We start from the raw sequence: 18367 nt of genomic DNA on the forward strand, positions 1-18367 counted from the left end.
CACCAAAATAGCGTATAGTAAGGCATAATTAATCAATACTGGCTTGGCAAATAAACTGACGAGGAGCAGGGAATATAAGTGAACAATACCAAACTTACCCAAGACGAAAACCTTTCCATTAAGGTTAGTTACCAGTTATTGCCTAATGATCATCAAAGACTGGATTTATATTTTTCATTACCGGTTGAAATGGGTATAGGCCCTAAAACCTTAGCTGAAGAGCATTATTTTCATAGCAGCATTGAAAATCACAGTGCTTATTACTCAGACCAATTACACATACCTTTAGTGCGTAGCCGCTTTATTAGTCAAACTAAAGGTGAGCAAAGTGATTATCGGCTTAACCTTAATTTATTCTCTTATCAGATTATAATTGCCTTAGACACTGATATAAAACAGACGATTAAGCTTAGAGAAAGCGAAAGTTTTTATCCTCAAGCCATTGTGTTAGCAGAGCAAATTTCTGGTTTATTGAAAAAGCTTAGACGATATACCCCTCCAGACAAAAAGCTTAGTCCATTTTTTGAGAATGCCGACAACTACCTCAGCTGGCAAGTAGAGCAATCGTTTTTAAGGTTGCTTTCTCGTGGACCTAAAAGTAGTGACTTTAGTACCGAAAGAAATTTTTTGTTCGCCCTATGTCGTAGTGAAAGTGAATACCGTGAAGCCAATCAATATAATTCACAAATTACCTTAGACGATCCTAATCGCATTACTAATAAAATGCGCTTGCTGCAGCGATTAATCGAGTACGGTGTAGTGCTTCAGCAAGAAGTTAAAAGTCTTAATCGAAATTTAAAGCGTATTGTCAGTGGCTCTGTGACGGCAGTAATTATGGCTTTTGTGATGATGTTAGTGCTTAATGCTCGTGCTAATTTTACTGAAGTAACCATTGCCTTAGTGGGCATGCTAGGTTTTGTTTATGGCTTAAGGGAAATATTTAAAGACGATATTACTCGTGTTATTTGGCGTTATATTCAAAAAGGATTGCCTAAATGGAGGAATATTTACACCAATAGTGTAAATAAAAATCGTATTGCAAGCCAAACAATTTGGCTGGAATACATTCGTAATAAAGACTTACCCAAGCAAGTTGATAAATTATTTCAAAACCGACGTCATCAAAATAAACAGGCAGCGCAATTACTGCACTTTCGCAGTGACACAAAAGTAAATGCCAAAAGCTTTATGCCCGGCTATGAAGAAATTCAGCAGCGTATCTATTTTAATTTAACCCCCTTTATACGCTTTTTAAAAAAAGGTGAAGGTCGCTTATATTCTCTAGATGGCAGTAAAGTAACAAAGCAAGCGGTTGAGCGTCGTTACCAAATAAATGTAGTGTTAATGCAAACGGATAAACAAGATTTACAACAAATACAACGTTTTAAAATTACTTTAAATCGTTCTACTATTGTGAACATAGAGGCGATGAAAGCAGATGACGATGATTAATAATTCACTTTTTATTTCACCATTTAGCCTGCAGTTAAGCTAAGTTAAAATCTGGCCATATTTAACTTTTTATCAGCTATTTAATGCCTGTGCTTTTAGCCAAGTAACAAGTTTTGGAAAGTGATCATGTACCGACTGCGCATGAGTTAAAATATTAATGTGGTCATAATCGGCTAAGTTACCCGCCTGTTTTGAAAGTACTGAAAATTTTGCTGCGCTATTGCCACATTCGTCAATAAACAACTTTACATCTTGCTTGTGCCCTAAAGCTTGATCATTGATACCGGTAAAATGCCAAGTGGGTGGCCAAGTCACATTTTGTGCGGCAAGAAAGTAGTCAAAACCATCATTTTGATCACGCCATTGTCCTGGAATAACCCATGCTATACTTTCTTTTAGCGACAAAAGTGTTTCACTATCAGAGCCAAATTTAAATTTTTTCGCATCAAAATAGCCCCGTTTTTTTGCTAATATTGGTGCGATATAGCGCCACATTAAACCTAATTTGAAATAAGCTTCAAAGGTTTTAACCGTGACAACTCGCTTGGTTCCAAAACACGTTTTAGTGTGAACTTTAGCAAGCCATTGCGGATATCGAGCCAAAAAGCTCGTTATTAATACGCCTCCCCATGAATGCGCAATAAGATGAACTTTTTGGCTATTTAAATGCTGTATTTTTTCTAAAAATAACGGAATATCTCTTGTGATAGCTTCGTATTGGCCGAATGTCGATGTCGAATTTATCGCTGGTCGGCTTTTCCCTCGCCCACGTAAGTCAGCAACATAAACATCAAAACCTTGTTCTGCAAGATAACAGGCTAATCCCTTACCTTTTTCTGTATAAAAAATAAAGCCGTTCTCAATTAAGCCATGCAACATAAAAATTGGCACACCGCCCACATTCTTCCAGATATGACGTAAGTGAAGCTGATCTTCACCATCGCTTATATAAATTGATTCTTGTTGCATTAGCTTTTACTCATAATTATTCACTACCTGTTAGAATTTAGCTTTTTATTAATGCTAACTAAATAGATACAATGGTCAGACCAGAGGTTAGGGTACTTTTCTTCAAAACAAAGAACAAGTAGCAAAAATCAATTTTTTATAAGACAGTATCGATTAACTACATCTCATTGGTATAACATCGAATTTATGCTTTAAATATTTTTAACTTGGTAACTTTTGACTTGGTAACTTTTGACTTGGGAATAAACGAGTAACAGTTTGTTACTTTATCTTTAGAGATAACCTGCATAAAATAATAAATTACTGTACCAATAATTTTAGCATTATAGCTTTGGTTATTTGCAGTAAAACGACAAGCTGTTTCACGGAACGAAAACGATCCAACCCACGGATAGGGCCAGCATTTTGGATCACCCTCTATAGCTTGGAGTTCATTATGATTGATATTTTATTCGATATCATTGGTATGTCTGGAACCATTCTCGTTGTTGGCGCATTTATAATGCTACAACTGGAAAAAATAAATCCAAAGAGTTTAGCGTATAACTTAATCAACCTTTCTGGTGCTGTTTTACTGTTGATCAGTCTTTGCTACAACTTTAATTTAGCAAGTTTTGTCATTGAACTCTTCTGGATTTCTGCCTCAGTAATCGGTTTAGTAAAATATTATACAAAATCAAAACAAACAATAGCGGTTGAATAATCTACCGATTTGACTAGTTAAGTCGTTTATTTTTTCAGAAGAAAATAGGGATAAATACAGGTCCTAAAATAGCGTTAGTTATGCTACTGACACCATTTTATAGCACTGTAGTTTTCATTCTACCTTTTAAAATGAGCGGTTAATAAATCAGTTGGTCATTAATATTTTCAACGCTAAAATCTATGTCTAGCCAGTTATAATAATTGTATGGCCATAGGTTTTAGTTGATTAAGTCCCCATATGTTGTTGCTTTAAACATCAGTTGTTCATTTCTCTATTAAATTACACTTTATCGCTTGCGTTAGCCGATTTTACACGTATCATGCCGCCCTATTTTTATGTTTTTATCGTCGGAAATATTGTCTCATGAGAAAATTACTTACCTCGCCAAATGCCATGTCGCTTAGTGCTACCGAACAGTCAATTTACCAAAACGCTTTATCGTTTGTCGCTGAGATCAGCCTTAATTTAATGGCCGTAAAAGTAGAAAATCATCCTGATAACTTTCTTAACTGGTGCAGAGAGTTATATCGAATTTGCTTACATGACATAAACCATGACTTATTAGAGCCAAGCCAACAAAAGCCTTTAAAGAAATTACAAGACACAATGTCTAACGGTGTTAGTGCTTGTCAATTAAAAATGGCTCGTATTATCCCATGGCCTATATTTACTGACTTTATAAAAGAACATGCTGCGTTACAGGCCTTGCCTGAAAGACTAAAACTATTAGACTATATTGCCACAATACGCAGTAATAAATTGGCTGATATGATTGATGAAGACAGACTAGCTTTTGCAGGCAAACATAGCGCCCAGCATGATATTAGTGTTTATGACTTTGATGTAGAGTGGTTTGCCGGAACGCGTGGTGCTAAAACTTTTCATCAACTATTAAAATCTCATCCACAAGCCTTTGATCAAGCCCTTGCAAACATTCCCTTGGACGGTGATGTTACATTGGCAAACTATGAAAGCTTTGTTAATGCTTATCAGGCCATATTTACTGATCATTCCAATGAAGAAAAAGCACCATTGAGTGCAGCCACACGATTATTGGCTATGCGCCGACCAGACCAATTTATTGCATTAACTAGCGGAAAAATAGATACCCTTTCACAAGGCCTAGGCTTGGTAAAACTAAACAACCAAAGTTTTGATGATTATTGGCATGAAATGATTGCTGGTATTAGAAATACACAGTGGTGGCGCAGCGAAGCGCCAAGCGATGAAATTGAACTTCAGCTTTGGCAAAATCGAGCAGTATTAATTGATCTATTTTTATTTGCTGATAATTCGTTAGCGGCAAATTCAAACTATATACGTATGCGTGATAAACCTAAAAAAATTAAAATTGGTGTGGCTAAAGCCGTAAAACGAAGTAAAGCTTCAGCAGAAGCTATTGTTGATAAAGCTTTTGAAGCAGATGATATTCCTGACTTTATACTTAACATGCGTAGCACGATAGTGAATAGTGTTAAAGACGGTAAAACTGTTGACCAAGCCATTACTTTAATGCGTAATATTTTTGGCTAACTTTAGCTTTAATTTTTTGACTGAAGTAACAATAAAATAGCCCAATTTCATTGGGCTTTTTTGTATTTAACATAGATGAAAGACATTCTATAAAGTCAGATCTAACTGCGAGACTCACGTACAAAAATTATTTAGTGCAATAAAGCATTAGGTTTGATTCACATCAAGTAATAAATTAATCATTAGGTCATACTCAAATAAGTTCTGTGATAAATTAACTATCGCAGTTTCGCTAACAGAGAGAATTATGCCAATAGAGAAACAATTCAACACTACAATCGACTGGTCTAAATATCTCAAATCTGGCAATCGAATTTTTATTGGCTCAAATGCTGCAGTACCTAATGCATTAATTGAGGATATTATTGCCAATAGCCAAGGTTTGCATGACATTGAAGTCGTGCATATTTTGACGCTTTCAGATGATGTTTGGGTAGAACCAAAACACAAAGATTTATTCAAGGTTAACGCTTTTTTTATTGGTGGAGAAAAAATTCGTAAAGCAATTAATGAAGGCCGTGCAGATTACACCCCTTCATTCTTATCTGAAATTCCAAAGTTATTTAATGAAAATATTTTACCACTAGACGTTGCTTTAATTATGGTTAGTCCGCCGGATGAATATGGCTATTGCTCATTAGGTGTCAGTGTTGACATTATTCAGGCTGCGATAAATAAAGCGAAATATGTCATTGCACAAATTAACCCTAAAATGCCTCGCACTAATGGTCATAGCTTTGTTCATGTCAATCAAATTCATGCTGCTATGACCGTGCAACAATACTTACCAGAAACGCCGATACCTGTCATAGACCGTGTAACCGAACAAGTAGGCCAGTATGTAGCAATGTTAGTCGACAACGGCTCTACTATCCAAATTGGCATTGGTAATATTCCTTCGGCAGTTTTGCGCTATTTAGCTAAACATAAAGACTTAGGCGTGCATAGTGAACTGATTTCTGATGGCATTATCGACTTAATGCTTTCTGGTGTAATTAATAACCGTAAAAAAACCTTCCACAAGGGTAAAACCGTGGTCAGTTTTTGCGTTGGAACGCGTCGCTTATACAAGTTTGTTGATGGTAATCCCCATGTTGAATTTTATCCCAGCGAGCATGTCAATTCACCCGTAAATATCGCACGTAATGACAAGATGGTGTCTATTAATAGCGCTATTGAAGTCGATTTAACCGGTCAAGTAGTATCAGACTCCATTGGTTATCATTTTTATAGTGGCATTGGTGGGCAAGTCGACTTTATTCGCGGCGCCTCTTTAAGTAAAGGTGGTAAGCCTATCATCGCCCTCCCTTCAACAACCAAAGACGGTAAAATATCGCGTATCGTTGCACATATTACCGAAGGTGGTGGTGTAGTAACTTCTCGAGGACATGTTTCATATGTTGTCACTGAGTACGGTATTGCTTCGCTGCAAGGAAAAAGCATTCGAGAACGGGCTTTAGAGTTGATCCGAATTGCACATCCTAAATTTCGTGACCAATTACTTAAAGATGTTCGTAAGCACTATTGGGTACCTGAATACCAAGAAAACACCCCAACATCAGTACCTGAACTTGGCGAAGTAGAAATAAAGCGTTTTACATTTGCTGATTCAGAATACTTTCTTCGTGCGTTGTCACCAGCTGACGAACGTAAGCTACAGGAGTTTTTTTACTCCCATAATCAAGAAACATTAATGATGCGATACAACCACCATACAACACAAATGACCCGTGAAAAATCGTGTGACTTGGTCAGTGTAAATCAGCATATCGATTTAGCCTTATGTTTAACAGAACGCGATCATCTCGGTGAATCTATTCAAGGTGTTGGCCGTTATTATTATCTTGAAGCGAATAATAGTGCTGAAGTTGCATTCGTTATTAAAGAAAGTAAACGGGGTAAAGGTATGGCTAAAGCATTGCTGACGGAAATAATAACTATTGCTAAAATTCGTGGAGTTGAGCAATTAATAGCAAGTGTCAGGCGAGACAATGCGCCTATGTTGAAAGTATTTGAAAAAGCAGGTTTTTTAAGAAAACCATCCGACGGTTATGACGAAGTAAGCTTGGCTTACACCCTATAATTAAAACAAACATTAACAACATTTGAATCGCTAGGTTATGTGTAAATAACGCTTAGCATTGAAGGTATAAAGGAGTATCAATATGACCGTTGGCGTTATTAGTCATCACCAGTGCTTAACACATGACATGGGCGAGCATCATCCTGAAGCGCCAGCACGTATGGCTGCTATTCAGGATCAGCTTATACGTAGCGGTCTTGAGTATGTTATTAAACAGTTTGATGCAAAACCTATTGATAAAGAACTACTTTATTTAGCGCATGACAAAAACTATATAGCATCAATTTTTGCCAATGCACCAACTGAAGGTACGTATAACGTTGATGACGATACGGTTATGAATCCAAATACACTTAATGCTGCTTTACTTTCCGCTGGTGCCGCCAAAGATGCGGTAGACCTAGTGATGTCAAAAGAAATTTCGTCAGCGTTCTGCGCAACCAGACCCCCTGGTCATCATGCTGAATACGATAAAGGTATGGGATTTTGTTTTTTTAATAATGTCGCTATTGCTGCCGCCTATGCTAAAGAAAAATATAAATTAAAGCGCGTCGCTATTGTTGACTTTGACGTTCATCACGGCAACGGTACAGAAAACATTATAAAAGATAAAAAAGGCTATTTATTTTGTTCTACTTATCAATATCCGCTTTACCCATTTGAAGTGCAAGAAAGTACCAAACCACCAATCATTAATACACCTTTAGCGGCAACAACAAAAAGTAATGACTTTAGAGAAGCGATTCTGGAGCATTGGTTACCAGCGTTAAAGCAGTTCAAACCGCAAATAATATTTATTTCAGCAGGCTTCGACGCGCATATAGAAGACGAAATGTCACAAGTATGTTTAGTGGATGAAGATTACCGTTGGGTAACTGACCAACTTAAAGATATTGCCGATAAATATGCTCAAGGTCGTATTGTGTCTGTGCTTGAAGGTGGCTATGCGCTTAACGCTTTAGGAAGAAGTGCTGTCGCGCATATTAATGGATTAATTGGCTATTAATACCAAATTGATAAATTCACCTGGCTAATCAAATTAAGTGTGATTAAAACTATACCTAAAGCACAGGCTTTAGGTATATAACAAGCTTAATGCCTAAGCTACTTAATCATGATTTCTCTTAAACGATATTCACCCGTTAAGGTTCTTACATTTGGATAGGTTTTCGTTATTTCTCGAGAATTTTCTTTATTGGCATTACCCCAACTTTTCATAAAGGTATTGTATTTTTCTTGATTTGGTTCTAAATCACTACTTTTCTCAAAAATAACCATTAACACCATATTAAAGTCACCACTTTGTGGCAGTTCGCTGCTATAAATTTTCCAGTCTTTAATGTAGCCTAATTTTTTTTGCATGCGAACGGCTTTCACCCAACTTTCTCGAAGTCCTGCTAAATAGATATCCTCCATATTGGGGTCAATACGCACGGTGGTCATTGAAATAATTTCACTACCAAGGTCATAATCTTTATAGATCTCAAGTTCTGCTTGAGAAGAAAAGGCAAAGAGTATGCAACATAATCCAAAAAACTTGACGATATGTTTCATTTTATACTCTCCTTTGTTTGTCGAAAAATCGACAGCAGAAGTATAGTTAATACACGCTGAATTGCGAATGTTCTGAAAAGATAAAAGATAATGTTGTGGAAGGAAGCTTGAACGGTAATGTTGTGCGTTTATAAACTTTATTTTAAACGCACAATTAACTTACGACTATTGAATTAATAAACTTTAAAGCTCTTTTTCTTCAAATGTACGAGTGGCAGGTTTAACTAAGATTTCAAGATAAAATGAAGTCGTATCTTCTGCTAAAATCGTATCAATTTCCTGACTAATCGTCGTGACATGAATAACATCAGCCGTTTGCTCAGTTTTACCAATTTTACAATCAAAATCCCAATAATCAGCACCTTCAGGTAGCGTTTTATTACGTTCACGTTTTAAATATTTTTTAACTTCGTGTTTCGCTGACTCAATCATTCTAGCGACTTTGATTTTTGGGTGAGTTAACTCGAATGTTTTTTTCATGAAATTCCTTGGAGCAAATAAAAGTACGCTTTATAGTAAAATATTATCATATAAAGCCAATGTCGCTATTTTACGTAAACATTTCAGTAATAGCCATACTTCATCTAATTGTTAGTTAAATAACCTTAACGTTTATGTTGAACTTATACTTTAGTTTATTACCTCACCCTTTTTCAAAGCCTGCGTAAGTGGATGAAAATTTAATCGATATAGTTCATCAACTTTTTTATTTGTGTCGAATTAACGGCGAGTATGGTATTAAAAATGTCGTGACTAGAGTTATGCGTGAGGGAGTTATAGAGGTGGTCTAAAGCGTAGCTAGGCAGAATGACTTAGGGGAGCGCTGCTATCGCTATTCTTTCACATCTGTGTGATCGCCTCATATCATTAACACTGAATATAAAAAGGCCGTTTAATAACGGCCTTTGTGTTTTTTATTAATATTTACCAGCTAGGTTTAAGGACTCTCAAATGCGTTTGATTGCTCTACTTCATACTTCTTTTTTTGCTTAGCTGACAATACACCTTTGCGATGCGCTAAAGCAGCTTCAAGCTTGCTCGCAGCACTTGCTATCGCGGCATATAATTCTTTGTCGGCAGCGTTAACTGAAACGGTTGCTCCCTCATAAATGGTAGATACTTCTAATTTCTGTTGATGTGGCTCTACGGTAATAATGACTTCTAAGGTCATTAGGCTTGGGAAATGCTTAGCAACTTTGGCAAATTTATTCTCAACTGCTAAGTTTATACCTTCGGTAATTTCAACGTGATGTCCGGAAATGATTATTTTCATATTGCTACCTTATTTGTTGTCTTCAATTATATACTCAGGGCGATGATGACAAAAAACAATAGCAAAAATGAAATATTTTGTAATCTACACACTATGCAATTGAAATTGTTAATAAAAATTAGCTGAAACATATATCTATATAACGTCGGTTTGACGATTTTTTAATCTAGATATTAGGCTAACAATAGCCAATACTAGACCACCAGCAATAATTCCGGTAATGCCATCTAGTAAAATAGATAAAATACTTTCCGAAAATGTTCCAAGATATTGTCCTATCCATTGTTCAATATGATGAAATTGACGGTTAAGCCACGAAAAACTATGAACAATAATGCCACCACCAACAAGAAACATAGCAATAGTGCCGACTATGGTTAATAGCTTCATTAAAAACGGTGCAAAAATTAATAAGCCCCTGCCAACAGATCTTTGTAAGGTATTAAAACGTCCTGATACTGATTTACGCAGTAAATATAGTCCAAGGTCATCTAATTTAACAATGCAAGCAACAAGCCCATAAACGCCAACAGTAATCGCTATAGCCAATGCAGAAACAACCAACACTTGTGTTAGAAACGGTGCGTCTTGAACTGAGCCTAATACAATGACCACTATTTCTGCAGAAAGGATGAAATCGGTACGAATAGCACCTTTAATTTTTTCTTTTTCTAAGGCTGCAATGTCGATATTTGCATCGCTAACCGATTTAACCAAGGCTTGATGCTCAGCAGTTAATTCTTTCTTACTATGAAAGAATTTATGAGAAACTTTTTCAAACCCTTCAAAGCAGAGGAACAGGCCACCGAGCACTAATAAAACAGTGATTAGTGGCGGTAAAAATGCACTGATTAATAAAGCGGAAGGAACTAAAATTAACTTGTTGAGAAATGAGCCTTTGGCAACAGCCCAAACAACCGGCAGCTCTCTATTAGCTTTTACGCCGGAGACTTGTTCAGCATTAAGGGCCAAATCATCACCGAGAACACCCGCTGTTTTTTTCACAGCCACTTTCGATAGAATTGCAACGTCATCTAGCACCGTTGCAATATCGTCAAGTAAGGTTAATAAACTTGCACCTGCCACTTTAAGTTCCTTTCATCAATATCATTGTAGGTTAGTTAAGGTATTATTTTTTTAGTAGCGATTTTAGATCTGCAAACGGGTTATATGTTGCGGTGTCTTGATTACTATCACCCGCCTTAATTTCCGTGTGATAATTTGCATGATCAGTGTATTTCGCATGTTCATTGTCGTGGCAGTAAATACAAAGTAGCTCCCAATTACTGCCATCATTCGGGTTGTTGGTATGATCATGATCCATATGATGAACCGTTAACTCTCTTATATTTGAATATTCAAACGCTCGAGCACAACGCCCACAAACCCAAGGATATAGCTTCAATGCACGATCGCGATAACCTTGCTCTTGGCGTTTATAATTAAGGCTTGAGCCTAATGTATCTGAGGACATAATATTAACTTTTTCAGTAACTAATGCTGTTATTGTATGAGTAAGACAGCACAACTGCAATACGGTAGTTATAATCATTCATAAAGAGCTATAGAACCTAGAGAAGTTTTTTAATCGGCAAGTTAAAAATGGTAAAATTTGTCACGATACTCTGGTCTGCTCTCTTTACTTCTAAACAATTACTTGCCATGATATTTGACTATAGATGAATAAGGAACTGGCATGAAAACAGTTGAAGAACAATTATCTAATTACAAGAGTGTGCACTTTAATAAGCACAATATAATAACCCACTTTGTAGGCGTTCCTCTCATTGTTTGGGCTATTACAGTATTGTTAAGCTTACACATTTTCACCATAGAAATAACCGGAAAAACATTAAGTTACACACCTGCGGTAATATTTTTCACCATTGCAATGCTCTACTATTTAAAGTTACATTTCAAGTTAGCCATCGGTATGTTGCTCTACATTGCAATCAACATTTATCTTGCTAGCTTAGTATCAAATATGGAAAGTGCATTATGGATAGCCATAATAGCGTTTGTAGTCGGTTGGATTATTCAATTTATTGGCCATATTTATGAAAAAGCTAAACCAGCCTTCTTAGACGATATTATGGGCTTAGCAATTGGTCCTTTATTTTTAATGGCGGAAACGTATTTTGCGCTAGGGTTAGAGAAAAACCTTGCTAGCAATATAACGCCGTTGGCTATAGAAAAACGTCGTTTAATAGAGCGCAAAAATTACTAATTACTCATATAAGTAGTTTCTCTCCGCTTTATAACGCAGACAATTAGCGTATAAAACAATCTTGCCCTACACACTTCAAGCTTCTGATTTAGTGGCCATTTATCTTAAATGGTATCCTCGGGCACTTGTGCGTTACAATCAGTTATCAAGATCATCTAAGTGTCGTTGGCATTATTTTTTCTCATATCCATCAATAATTGCTCACAACCTTTGCACTGTTGTAAAATGACCGTAAAGGCATTTTTAATTTGCTCAACATCCGCATCATTATCAATTAGCATTTTCCCTAATTCTGCATGTAAAACAATACTATTTAACGGGTTTCTAACGTTGTGAATAAATTTTTCAAACACGGGTAGTTCGATATTTTTCATGATTCTATCTACCTAAGATTATTGAGTCACTGCAGCTTTTACTGTAGCGTGGCATACACAGTTTTTGCCATTATCTTTGGCCTTGTATAATTGTGAATCTGCATGATTGACGAAATCTTCCAAGTTTATTTCCTGATGGTTCTTTTGCTCTGCTACAAAAGTTACCAAACCTATACTAACTGTCACTATTTTGTGAAACGAACTACCAGCATGTTCAATATTCAAGTCACGTATGCGGTTTAACACCTCATTTGCAACAACCAAGCCGCCATCAGCATCAGTTTCCGGTAAAACAACTGCAAATTCCTCTCCACCATACCTGCCTATTACATCGGTTTCTCTGCGCTGAACAGACATAATACTTTGAGCGATATCCTTTAAACATTGGTCCCCTTGTGTGTGACCATATGTATCATTGTATAACTTGAAATCATCGATATCTATCATTAGCAACGACAGACAGTGTCCTGACCTTGTCGTTGACGCACAGTTTTGCTGTAGCATAATGTCGAGTTGTCTGCGATTAGACGCACCGGTTAATCCATCGATACAAGATAAAATTTCCAGTTTCTTGCGGTAATAAACTAATTCCATGTGATTGAGCACTCGCGCGCGTAGAATGTTCAGATTTACGGGCTTAACAACGTAGTCGACCGCGCCAAGCAGCAATCCTTTTTCTTCTTCATCCGCACTCTCTGCAGCGGTAACAAAAATAATCGGAATATCGGCAGTTATCGAGTTAGACTTTAAGACGTCGCAGGCTTCATAGCCATTCATTACCGGCATATCCACGTCCAACAAAATAAGATCTACATTTTGCTCAGTGGCATACTTGATTGCGTCTTTGGCGTTGTCTTGTAAAACCACTGTATACTGAGAACTAAATAAGGCATCCAACGCTTCTAGGTTACTGCGGTAATCATCCACTATCATTAGGGTTTGCTTTTCTAGGTCACTATTGGCGAAGGATGACTTTAACTTCCCTTCTATATGACCGCTCACAAAATGGGAGTTAACCATTTATATACTCCTGAATAGCTATTGAATTACATTTATCGGGCTTATAACTACTAATTAAGCAGATAAAGTGCCAACTTGAGATGTTAACATAAGAACTTGATATCTAGGTGATTATAAAAAAAAACTTTCAGATGAGTTATATTTAATCATCTTAACAAGTAAGATGGTCACACTCTGTGTAGCATTTACAATCTTTAAAGCAATGCACTTTTACCATATCTCGTTTCTTGTAATATTATATCAAAGCTTAACGACTCCCTTTACTTAACCTCGACTTGAATTGTATCCATACAATAATATTAGTGAATACATTAGAATTAGAGATAAAATAGATACTTTTTGAAATATTATCAGTATGCTACCGTTTATAACATCATCTTTATATCTAGTTACTTTCTACTTAAATCCATGTAGATGGAATTTGAAGGATTATATTGAAATGAATAGCAAGTTTTCTCCCTTATTAATTGTTGGTGTTGGCGCCTCTGCAGGTGGTTTAGACGCTCTTAAGCGTTTTTTCACAACAGTACCTGAAAATGCGCCTATCGCCTTTATAGTGGTTCAGCACCTAGATCCTAACCACAAAAGCATGATGGCGGATATTTTGGCTCGCCAGACACTTTTTTCTTTTTGTCAGGCAGAACATAATCAAACGATTGAAGCCGGTATGGGTTATTTAATCCCCCCGAATGCTTATATTGAAGTTGTTGATCAAACGATAATAATTACTAAGCCACAACACCAAAGAGGTTCTAGACTAGCCATTGACCACCTGTTTAGATCTATGTCTGATGCCTATAAAACCAAAGCAGTTGGCCTAGTGCTTTCAGGCTCTGGCTGTGACGGCACGGCAGGACTAAGAGCGCTCAAAGCTGCAGGGGGGTTATCGGTAGTACAGTCACCAAAACAAGCTGAATATCCCAGTATGCCTCGTAATGCAATAGATGCTGGCGTGGTAGATCAAGTTATGGATGTAGAGAACATTTATGCGCTCTTGTTAGAATATGCAGCCCATCCTTACCATAGTTTAAGTGACGGTAAAAACAACGATGAGAATGAAGATACGCTTAGAAGTATCAGCTCACTGTTAAAAACCCAAGAAAATTTCCTATTAGACCAATACAAGCAAAGTACGGTACAGCGCAGGCTGTTTCGACGTATGAGCCTGACATCAAATTCGCACCAAAAAGATTATATTAAGCTATTACGTGAGAGCAAAGACGAACGTCAGTTTTTAATGCGGGATTTGCTTATTAATGTAACTGATTTTTTTAGAGATAAACCGGCTTTTGAGCTTATTAATGAAAAAGTGATACAAAATATTGTTGCAGAAGCACAAGACGGTAGCGACATAAGAGTTTGGGTTGCAGGCTGTGCCACTGGTGAAGAAGCCTACACAATGGCGATATTGTTTATCGAGCAAATACAATTATCAGAAAAACACCTTCGCCTTAAAATTTTTGCGACTGATGTTGATGAAGAAGCAATACGTATTGCGCGTAAAGGGGTTTATTCTGACAGCATTATTTCTGAATTGCCGAGTGAATACCTTAGCAGCTATTTTACATTGCAAGATGACGGCTATTATGGCGTTCGCTCAGTTTTAAGGGACTGTATTTCGTTTGCTCATCAAAATGTTTATACCGATCCACCATTTTCAAAAATGCATTTGGTCAGTTGCCGCAATCTACTGATTTACTTTCGCACATCGGTTCAGCAAAAAGTATTACAATCCTTTTATTTTTCACTTCTGCCAGACGGGTTTTTATTTTTAGGCAGTTCAGAAAGCCTAGGAGAGCAAAAGAAACTATTTAAGCCTATCTCGCAAAAATGGCGAATTTTCAGTCGTAAAGAGCGTGACAGTAGTAGCAATCAAGTAGCGGCTTTACCTAGCTTTTTTAATAAGAGTATAAAATCATCAAATAGTCGACGCCAACAAGGATACACTTTGAATTCAACGGATAAAGCCAAATTTTCACTGCTTGCAGCATTAAACCCTTCTGTTTTGGTGGATGAAAGTAATAGGGTTGTTTATTTTCATGGCAATCTTGACCCTTTTTTAAAATTCCCTATGGGAAGCCCTGAACTTAATTTTTTCAATATGTTAGATCCTGAGCTACGGACCCGTATAAGAAGTAGTATTTATAAGGCGAGAAAAACAGGAGAGTCCGTGGTTGTAAATCCACCGAGACTTTACAAACCCAAAGATATTAGCAAAAAAACATTTAAGTCTAAAATTAGCCCAATTGTAGAGTCGGATGGCGCTATTTCTGCACTTGTTATAACTTTTGAAGAAATTAAAATTGACAAGCTATCATGTATATCAACACAAGAATTGATTCAATCTCATGATCAAGAAACCATGGTTGACGCCATGGAGAAAGAGCTACTAGAAACCAGAGAAGAGTTACAAAATACCACAGAGGAATTAGAAACGAGTACTGAAGAACTCAAGGCTGCCCATGAAGAAGCACTATCAACCAATGAAGAATTACAGTCATCTAATGAAGAACTTGAAGCAAGCACTGAAGAATTACGCTCGCTCAACGAAGAGTTGACCACTGTAAATGCTCAGCTTAAAGATAAAATATATGAATTATCAACTACTCACGACGACATTAAAAACTTTTTATCAAGCACCAATTTAGCCACGGTATTTCTTTCTAATGAATTGAAAATAAAGCGTTTTACTCCTGCTGCAGAGCGATTATTACGTATAGGCTCGCAAGATATAAACAGATCTTTGAATGAAATATCTCGTCCATTTATCGATACGCAAACATTTGTTCAAGCTAAATTAGTCTTAGAAAGTCTCGAATCTAGTGAAAAAGAAATAGCGGTGGATGGCCGATGGTTTTTACAAAAAATACTGCCATATATGACCGAGGATCGCCGTATAGATGGTGTGGTATTAACATTTCACGAAATTACGCATTTGAAGAATGCAGTAAATAGTTTAGAGGCTAGCGGTAAACAACATGCTGTGATTGCCACCTTAGGTTTAAAGGCCTTAAGTGCTGATAACATGGAAAACTTGATGGATCAGCTTGTGCGCGAAGTTGCGTACACCTTGAACGCAGACTTAAGTAAGGTGCTAGAATATTTTCCAAATGACAACCTTTTACTCTTGAAAGCTGGGGTTGGTTGGGACAAAGGTTTAATAGGTAAAGCAACAGTAGAAGCAAATATTACTTCACAAGCAGGATTTACGCTAAATAGCAGAGCGCCTGTCATAGTTGATGAGTTAGCGTTAGAGCAACGTTTTTCTGGCTCGGCGCTACTAACCGACCATAAAGTAGTGAGCGGCATGAGTTGTTTGATAGAGAACGGCGACCAGCCCTGGGGAGTTTTAACTGTACACACGCTCAATCGCCGTTCATTTACTCAAGACGATTCTAACTTCTTAGTATCAGCAGCAAACATCCTATCGGTGGCACTACATAGAACGGCAATAGAGAATAAACTTAAAGAAAGCGAGAAACGCTTAAGAATTGCTAAAGACTCTAACAGAATGGGCTCGTTTGAATTCATCCTGGAAACCGGTGAATTATCCTGGGATCAGCTATTACTCGATATATGGGGATTTGACAGTCCTCTAGTTACCTTTGAAGACTTTAAACAAGGGATACATCCCGATGATTTTGACCAGATCAACAAAGCAATAGAAGCAGCTAGCGAACCGAACAGCGATGGCCATTATATGGCAACGTATCGGGTCATCAATAAAAAATCTAAACACATTACGTGGTTAGAGGCCACGGGACAAGTGATTTTCGACCAAGGCCAAGCCTACAAGATGATTGGTATGGTAATAGATATTACCGAAAAAATGGAACTTGAAAGAACTTTAACAGCAGCAGTAAGTCAGCTACAAGGCACCAATGAAAAGCAAAACGAATTTTTAGCGACACTTGGCCATGAAATACGCAATCCGCTTGCGGCAATTGCCAGTGGCGTCCAAATAATAGAGCGCGATAAGCAGCAACTTGACCGCGCAGTCAGTATGATCCAAAACAATGTCAATATTGTTTCATTGTTACTTGATGATTTGCTTGATTTAACCCGTGTCTCTCGAGGCAAAATCCAGTTGAAAAAGCAAACAATCAACTTTAATGATCTAGTGTCAGATATCTACCAAAGCTTTTTACTCCAATGTGAGCAAAAAGAACAGAATATCTCGCTTAAGCTCCCCACCCCGGACATTATTACGTCAGCTGATAAAACACGATTACAGCAAGCCATTAGTAATATTATTAGCAATGCACACAAATTTACGCCAAAAGGCGGTAGTATCATGATTGAGTTGATGCAGGTTTCTGACCACTTAGAAGTCACAGTAAAAGACTCAGGGATAGGCATCGACATGCAATATAAGAATCAGATATTTGAACCTTTTCAGCAGTTAAAACAAAGTAATTCAATCTCTAATCCAGGTATGGGGATAGGCTTATCTCTGGTTAAGCAATTTGTGGCCCTGCACGACGGTACCGTAACAATAAAGAGCGAAGGGCCTAATGCAGGGACCACATTTACGCTAAGAATGCCAATCATAAAAATTCATTCAACTTTTTATGATAATAAAGTATTGGCGAAAAATAAAGATGTGGTTATTTCTGAAGTAAGTAAACACAATATTCTGCTAGTCGACGATAATGAAGATGCTGCTTATGGATTATCGCTCATATTGAGCATGAAAGGTTTCCAAGTGCACACCTGCCACACAGGCAATGCAGCCATAGCAGATTTCAAAACCTTTACCCCAGACGTATTAATTTTAGATATAGGCCTTCCCGACATGACTGGTTACGATTTGCTCAAAGCCATTAAGCTTGAATCGCCAACACCTATGCTAAGTATTGCCTTAACAGGGTTTGGCCATAAAGAGGCTAAGGAAAGTTCTAAACAAGCAGGTTTTGATTTTCACTTAACAAAACCTGCAAATATCGATTATCTTCTGCAAATATTGAATGAGCATTCAGTTTAGAATAACCCATTAAATATATTTTATTAGCTTACACTGAGTTGGCTTTGAAGGAGTTTTCTTAATGGCTCAGCATTGCTAGCTTTATTACGCGAAAAAATGGATAAAAACTTATTAAATCTGATCGACAGAACGTTACTAAAGATCTGATAGACAAACCTAACGATGATTTATTAATAGCACTCAGGAACTGAT

The 18367-nt window shown here is 37.1% G+C and carries 15 protein-coding genes; 7 read left to right on the forward strand and 8 right to left on the reverse strand.

The window, feature by feature from the left end; translation table 11 throughout:
* Nucleotides 1-78: 78 nt before the first annotated feature.
* Complete coding sequence (locus A3Q33_RS00210; RefSeq protein ID WP_081177872.1) at nt 79-1452, forward strand: hypothetical protein; 1374 nt, start codon at nt 79-81, stop codon at nt 1450-1452.
* Nucleotides 1453-1524: 72 nt separating this feature from the next.
* On the opposite strand, the gene A3Q33_RS00215 is transcribed toward A3Q33_RS00210, so the two are convergent.
* Nucleotides 1525-2421 carry an alpha/beta fold hydrolase gene (locus A3Q33_RS00215; protein ID WP_081177873.1) on the reverse strand — a complete coding sequence of 299 codons (897 nt, stop codon included), beginning with the start codon at nt 2419-2421 and terminating at the stop codon, nt 1525-1527.
* A 436-nt stretch (nt 2422-2857) separates the two neighbouring features.
* Between A3Q33_RS00215 and A3Q33_RS00220 the strand changes: the two genes are divergently transcribed.
* The 4 genes from A3Q33_RS00220 (at nt 2858) to A3Q33_RS00235 (ending at nt 7749) form a co-directional block, all read left to right on the forward strand.
* On the forward strand, nt 2858-3124 hold the full coding sequence (locus A3Q33_RS00220) for a CBU_0592 family membrane protein (protein WP_081177874.1): 267 nt from the start codon (nt 2858-2860) through the stop codon (nt 3122-3124).
* Nucleotides 3125-3490: 366 nt separating this feature from the next.
* Nucleotides 3491-4660 (forward strand): hypothetical protein, encoded by a 1170-nt coding sequence (locus tag A3Q33_RS00225; RefSeq protein WP_231295745.1) that lies wholly within the window; start codon nt 3491-3493, stop codon nt 4658-4660.
* Between the two features lie 247 nt (nt 4661-4907).
* On the forward strand, nt 4908-6743 hold the full coding sequence (locus A3Q33_RS00230) for a GNAT family N-acetyltransferase (RefSeq protein WP_081177875.1): 1836 nt from the start codon (nt 4908-4910) through the stop codon (nt 6741-6743).
* A gap of 82 nt (nt 6744-6825) precedes the next feature.
* Nucleotides 6826-7749 (forward strand): histone deacetylase family protein, encoded by a 924-nt coding sequence (locus A3Q33_RS00235; RefSeq protein WP_081177876.1) that lies wholly within the window; start codon nt 6826-6828, stop codon nt 7747-7749.
* A gap of 98 nt (nt 7750-7847) precedes the next feature.
* On the opposite strand, the gene A3Q33_RS00240 is transcribed toward A3Q33_RS00235, so the two are convergent.
* The 5 genes from A3Q33_RS00240 to A3Q33_RS00260 form a co-directional block, all read right to left on the reverse strand.
* Entirely contained in the window at nt 7848-8297 is a 450-nt protein-coding gene (locus A3Q33_RS00240) for a serpin family protein (protein WP_081177877.1), read from the reverse strand.
* Between the two features lie 183 nt (nt 8298-8480).
* A complete protein-coding gene (locus A3Q33_RS00245; protein WP_081177878.1) occupies nt 8481-8777 on the reverse strand; it encodes a DUF6172 family protein in 297 nt (98 codons plus the stop codon).
* A 457-nt stretch (nt 8778-9234) separates the two neighbouring features.
* Nucleotides 9235-9570: a ribosome hibernation-promoting factor, HPF/YfiA family gene (gene hpf / locus A3Q33_RS00250; RefSeq protein WP_081177879.1), complete on the reverse strand. Its 336-nt coding sequence runs from the start codon at nt 9568-9570 to the stop codon at nt 9235-9237.
* Between the two features lie 135 nt (nt 9571-9705).
* Entirely contained in the window at nt 9706-10656 is a 951-nt protein-coding gene (locus tag A3Q33_RS00255; RefSeq protein WP_081177880.1) for a DUF808 domain-containing protein, read from the reverse strand.
* Between the two features lie 43 nt (nt 10657-10699).
* Nucleotides 10700-11044, reverse strand: coding sequence for a YajD family HNH nuclease (locus tag A3Q33_RS00260; protein WP_081177881.1), 345 nt, complete (start codon nt 11042-11044; stop codon nt 10700-10702).
* Nucleotides 11045-11266: 222 nt separating this feature from the next.
* Between A3Q33_RS00260 and A3Q33_RS00265 the strand changes: the two genes are divergently transcribed.
* The gene (locus tag A3Q33_RS00265) at nt 11267-11797 is read left to right on the forward strand and encodes an Mpo1 family 2-hydroxy fatty acid dioxygenase (RefSeq protein ID WP_081177882.1); all 531 of its coding nucleotides are present in this window, start codon (nt 11267-11269) and stop codon (nt 11795-11797) included.
* A 155-nt stretch (nt 11798-11952) separates the two neighbouring features.
* On the opposite strand, the gene A3Q33_RS00270 is transcribed toward A3Q33_RS00265, so the two are convergent.
* The gene (locus A3Q33_RS00270) at nt 11953-12171 is read right to left on the reverse strand and encodes a histidine kinase (protein ID WP_081177883.1); all 219 of its coding nucleotides are present in this window, start codon (nt 12169-12171) and stop codon (nt 11953-11955) included.
* Between the two features lie 18 nt (nt 12172-12189).
* Nucleotides 12190-13191, reverse strand: coding sequence for a GGDEF domain-containing response regulator (locus A3Q33_RS00275; protein WP_081177884.1), 1002 nt, complete (start codon nt 13189-13191; stop codon nt 12190-12192).
* A 439-nt stretch (nt 13192-13630) separates the two neighbouring features.
* Between A3Q33_RS00275 and A3Q33_RS00280 the strand changes: the two genes are divergently transcribed.
* Complete coding sequence (locus A3Q33_RS00280) at nt 13631-18175, forward strand: CheR family methyltransferase (RefSeq protein WP_196798021.1); 4545 nt, start codon at nt 13631-13633, stop codon at nt 18173-18175.
* Nucleotides 18176-18367 lie beyond the last annotated feature (192 nt).

Origin of the sequence: Colwellia sp. PAMC 21821 (genome assembly GCF_002077175.1) — a bacterium.
In the GTDB taxonomy this organism is placed as follows: domain Bacteria; phylum Pseudomonadota; class Gammaproteobacteria; order Enterobacterales; family Alteromonadaceae; genus Cognaticolwellia.

Coding starts and splice junctions, on each gene's coding strand:
- A3Q33_RS00280 (WP_196798021.1), top strand. CDS start 13,631: ATGAATAGCAAGTTTTCTCCCTTATTAATTGTTGGTGTTGGCGCCTCT.
- A3Q33_RS00225 (WP_231295745.1), top strand. CDS start 3,491: ATGAGAAAATTACTTACCTCGCCAAATGCCATGTCGCTTAGTGCTACC.
- A3Q33_RS00265 (WP_081177882.1), top strand. CDS start 11,267: ATGAAAACAGTTGAAGAACAATTATCTAATTACAAGAGTGTGCACTTT.
- A3Q33_RS00235 (WP_081177876.1), top strand. CDS start 6,826: ATGACCGTTGGCGTTATTAGTCATCACCAGTGCTTAACACATGACATG.
- A3Q33_RS00270 (WP_081177883.1), bottom strand. CDS start 12,171: ATGAAAAATATCGAACTACCCGTGTTTGAAAAATTTATTCACAACGTT.
- A3Q33_RS00240 (WP_081177877.1), bottom strand. CDS start 8,297: ATGAAACATATCGTCAAGTTTTTTGGATTATGTTGCATACTCTTTGCC.
- A3Q33_RS00245 (WP_081177878.1), bottom strand. CDS start 8,777: ATGAAAAAAACATTCGAGTTAACTCACCCAAAAATCAAAGTCGCTAGA.
- A3Q33_RS00215 (WP_081177873.1), bottom strand. CDS start 2,421: ATGCAACAAGAATCAATTTATATAAGCGATGGTGAAGATCAGCTTCAC.
- hpf (WP_081177879.1), bottom strand. CDS start 9,570: ATGAAAATAATCATTTCCGGACATCACGTTGAAATTACCGAAGGTATA.
- A3Q33_RS00260 (WP_081177881.1), bottom strand. CDS start 11,044: ATGTCCTCAGATACATTAGGCTCAAGCCTTAATTATAAACGCCAAGAG.
- A3Q33_RS00275 (WP_081177884.1), bottom strand. CDS start 13,191: ATGGTTAACTCCCATTTTGTGAGCGGTCATATAGAAGGGAAGTTAAAG.
- A3Q33_RS00230 (WP_081177875.1), top strand. CDS start 4,908: ATGCCAATAGAGAAACAATTCAACACTACAATCGACTGGTCTAAATAT.
- A3Q33_RS00220 (WP_081177874.1), top strand. CDS start 2,858: ATGATTGATATTTTATTCGATATCATTGGTATGTCTGGAACCATTCTC.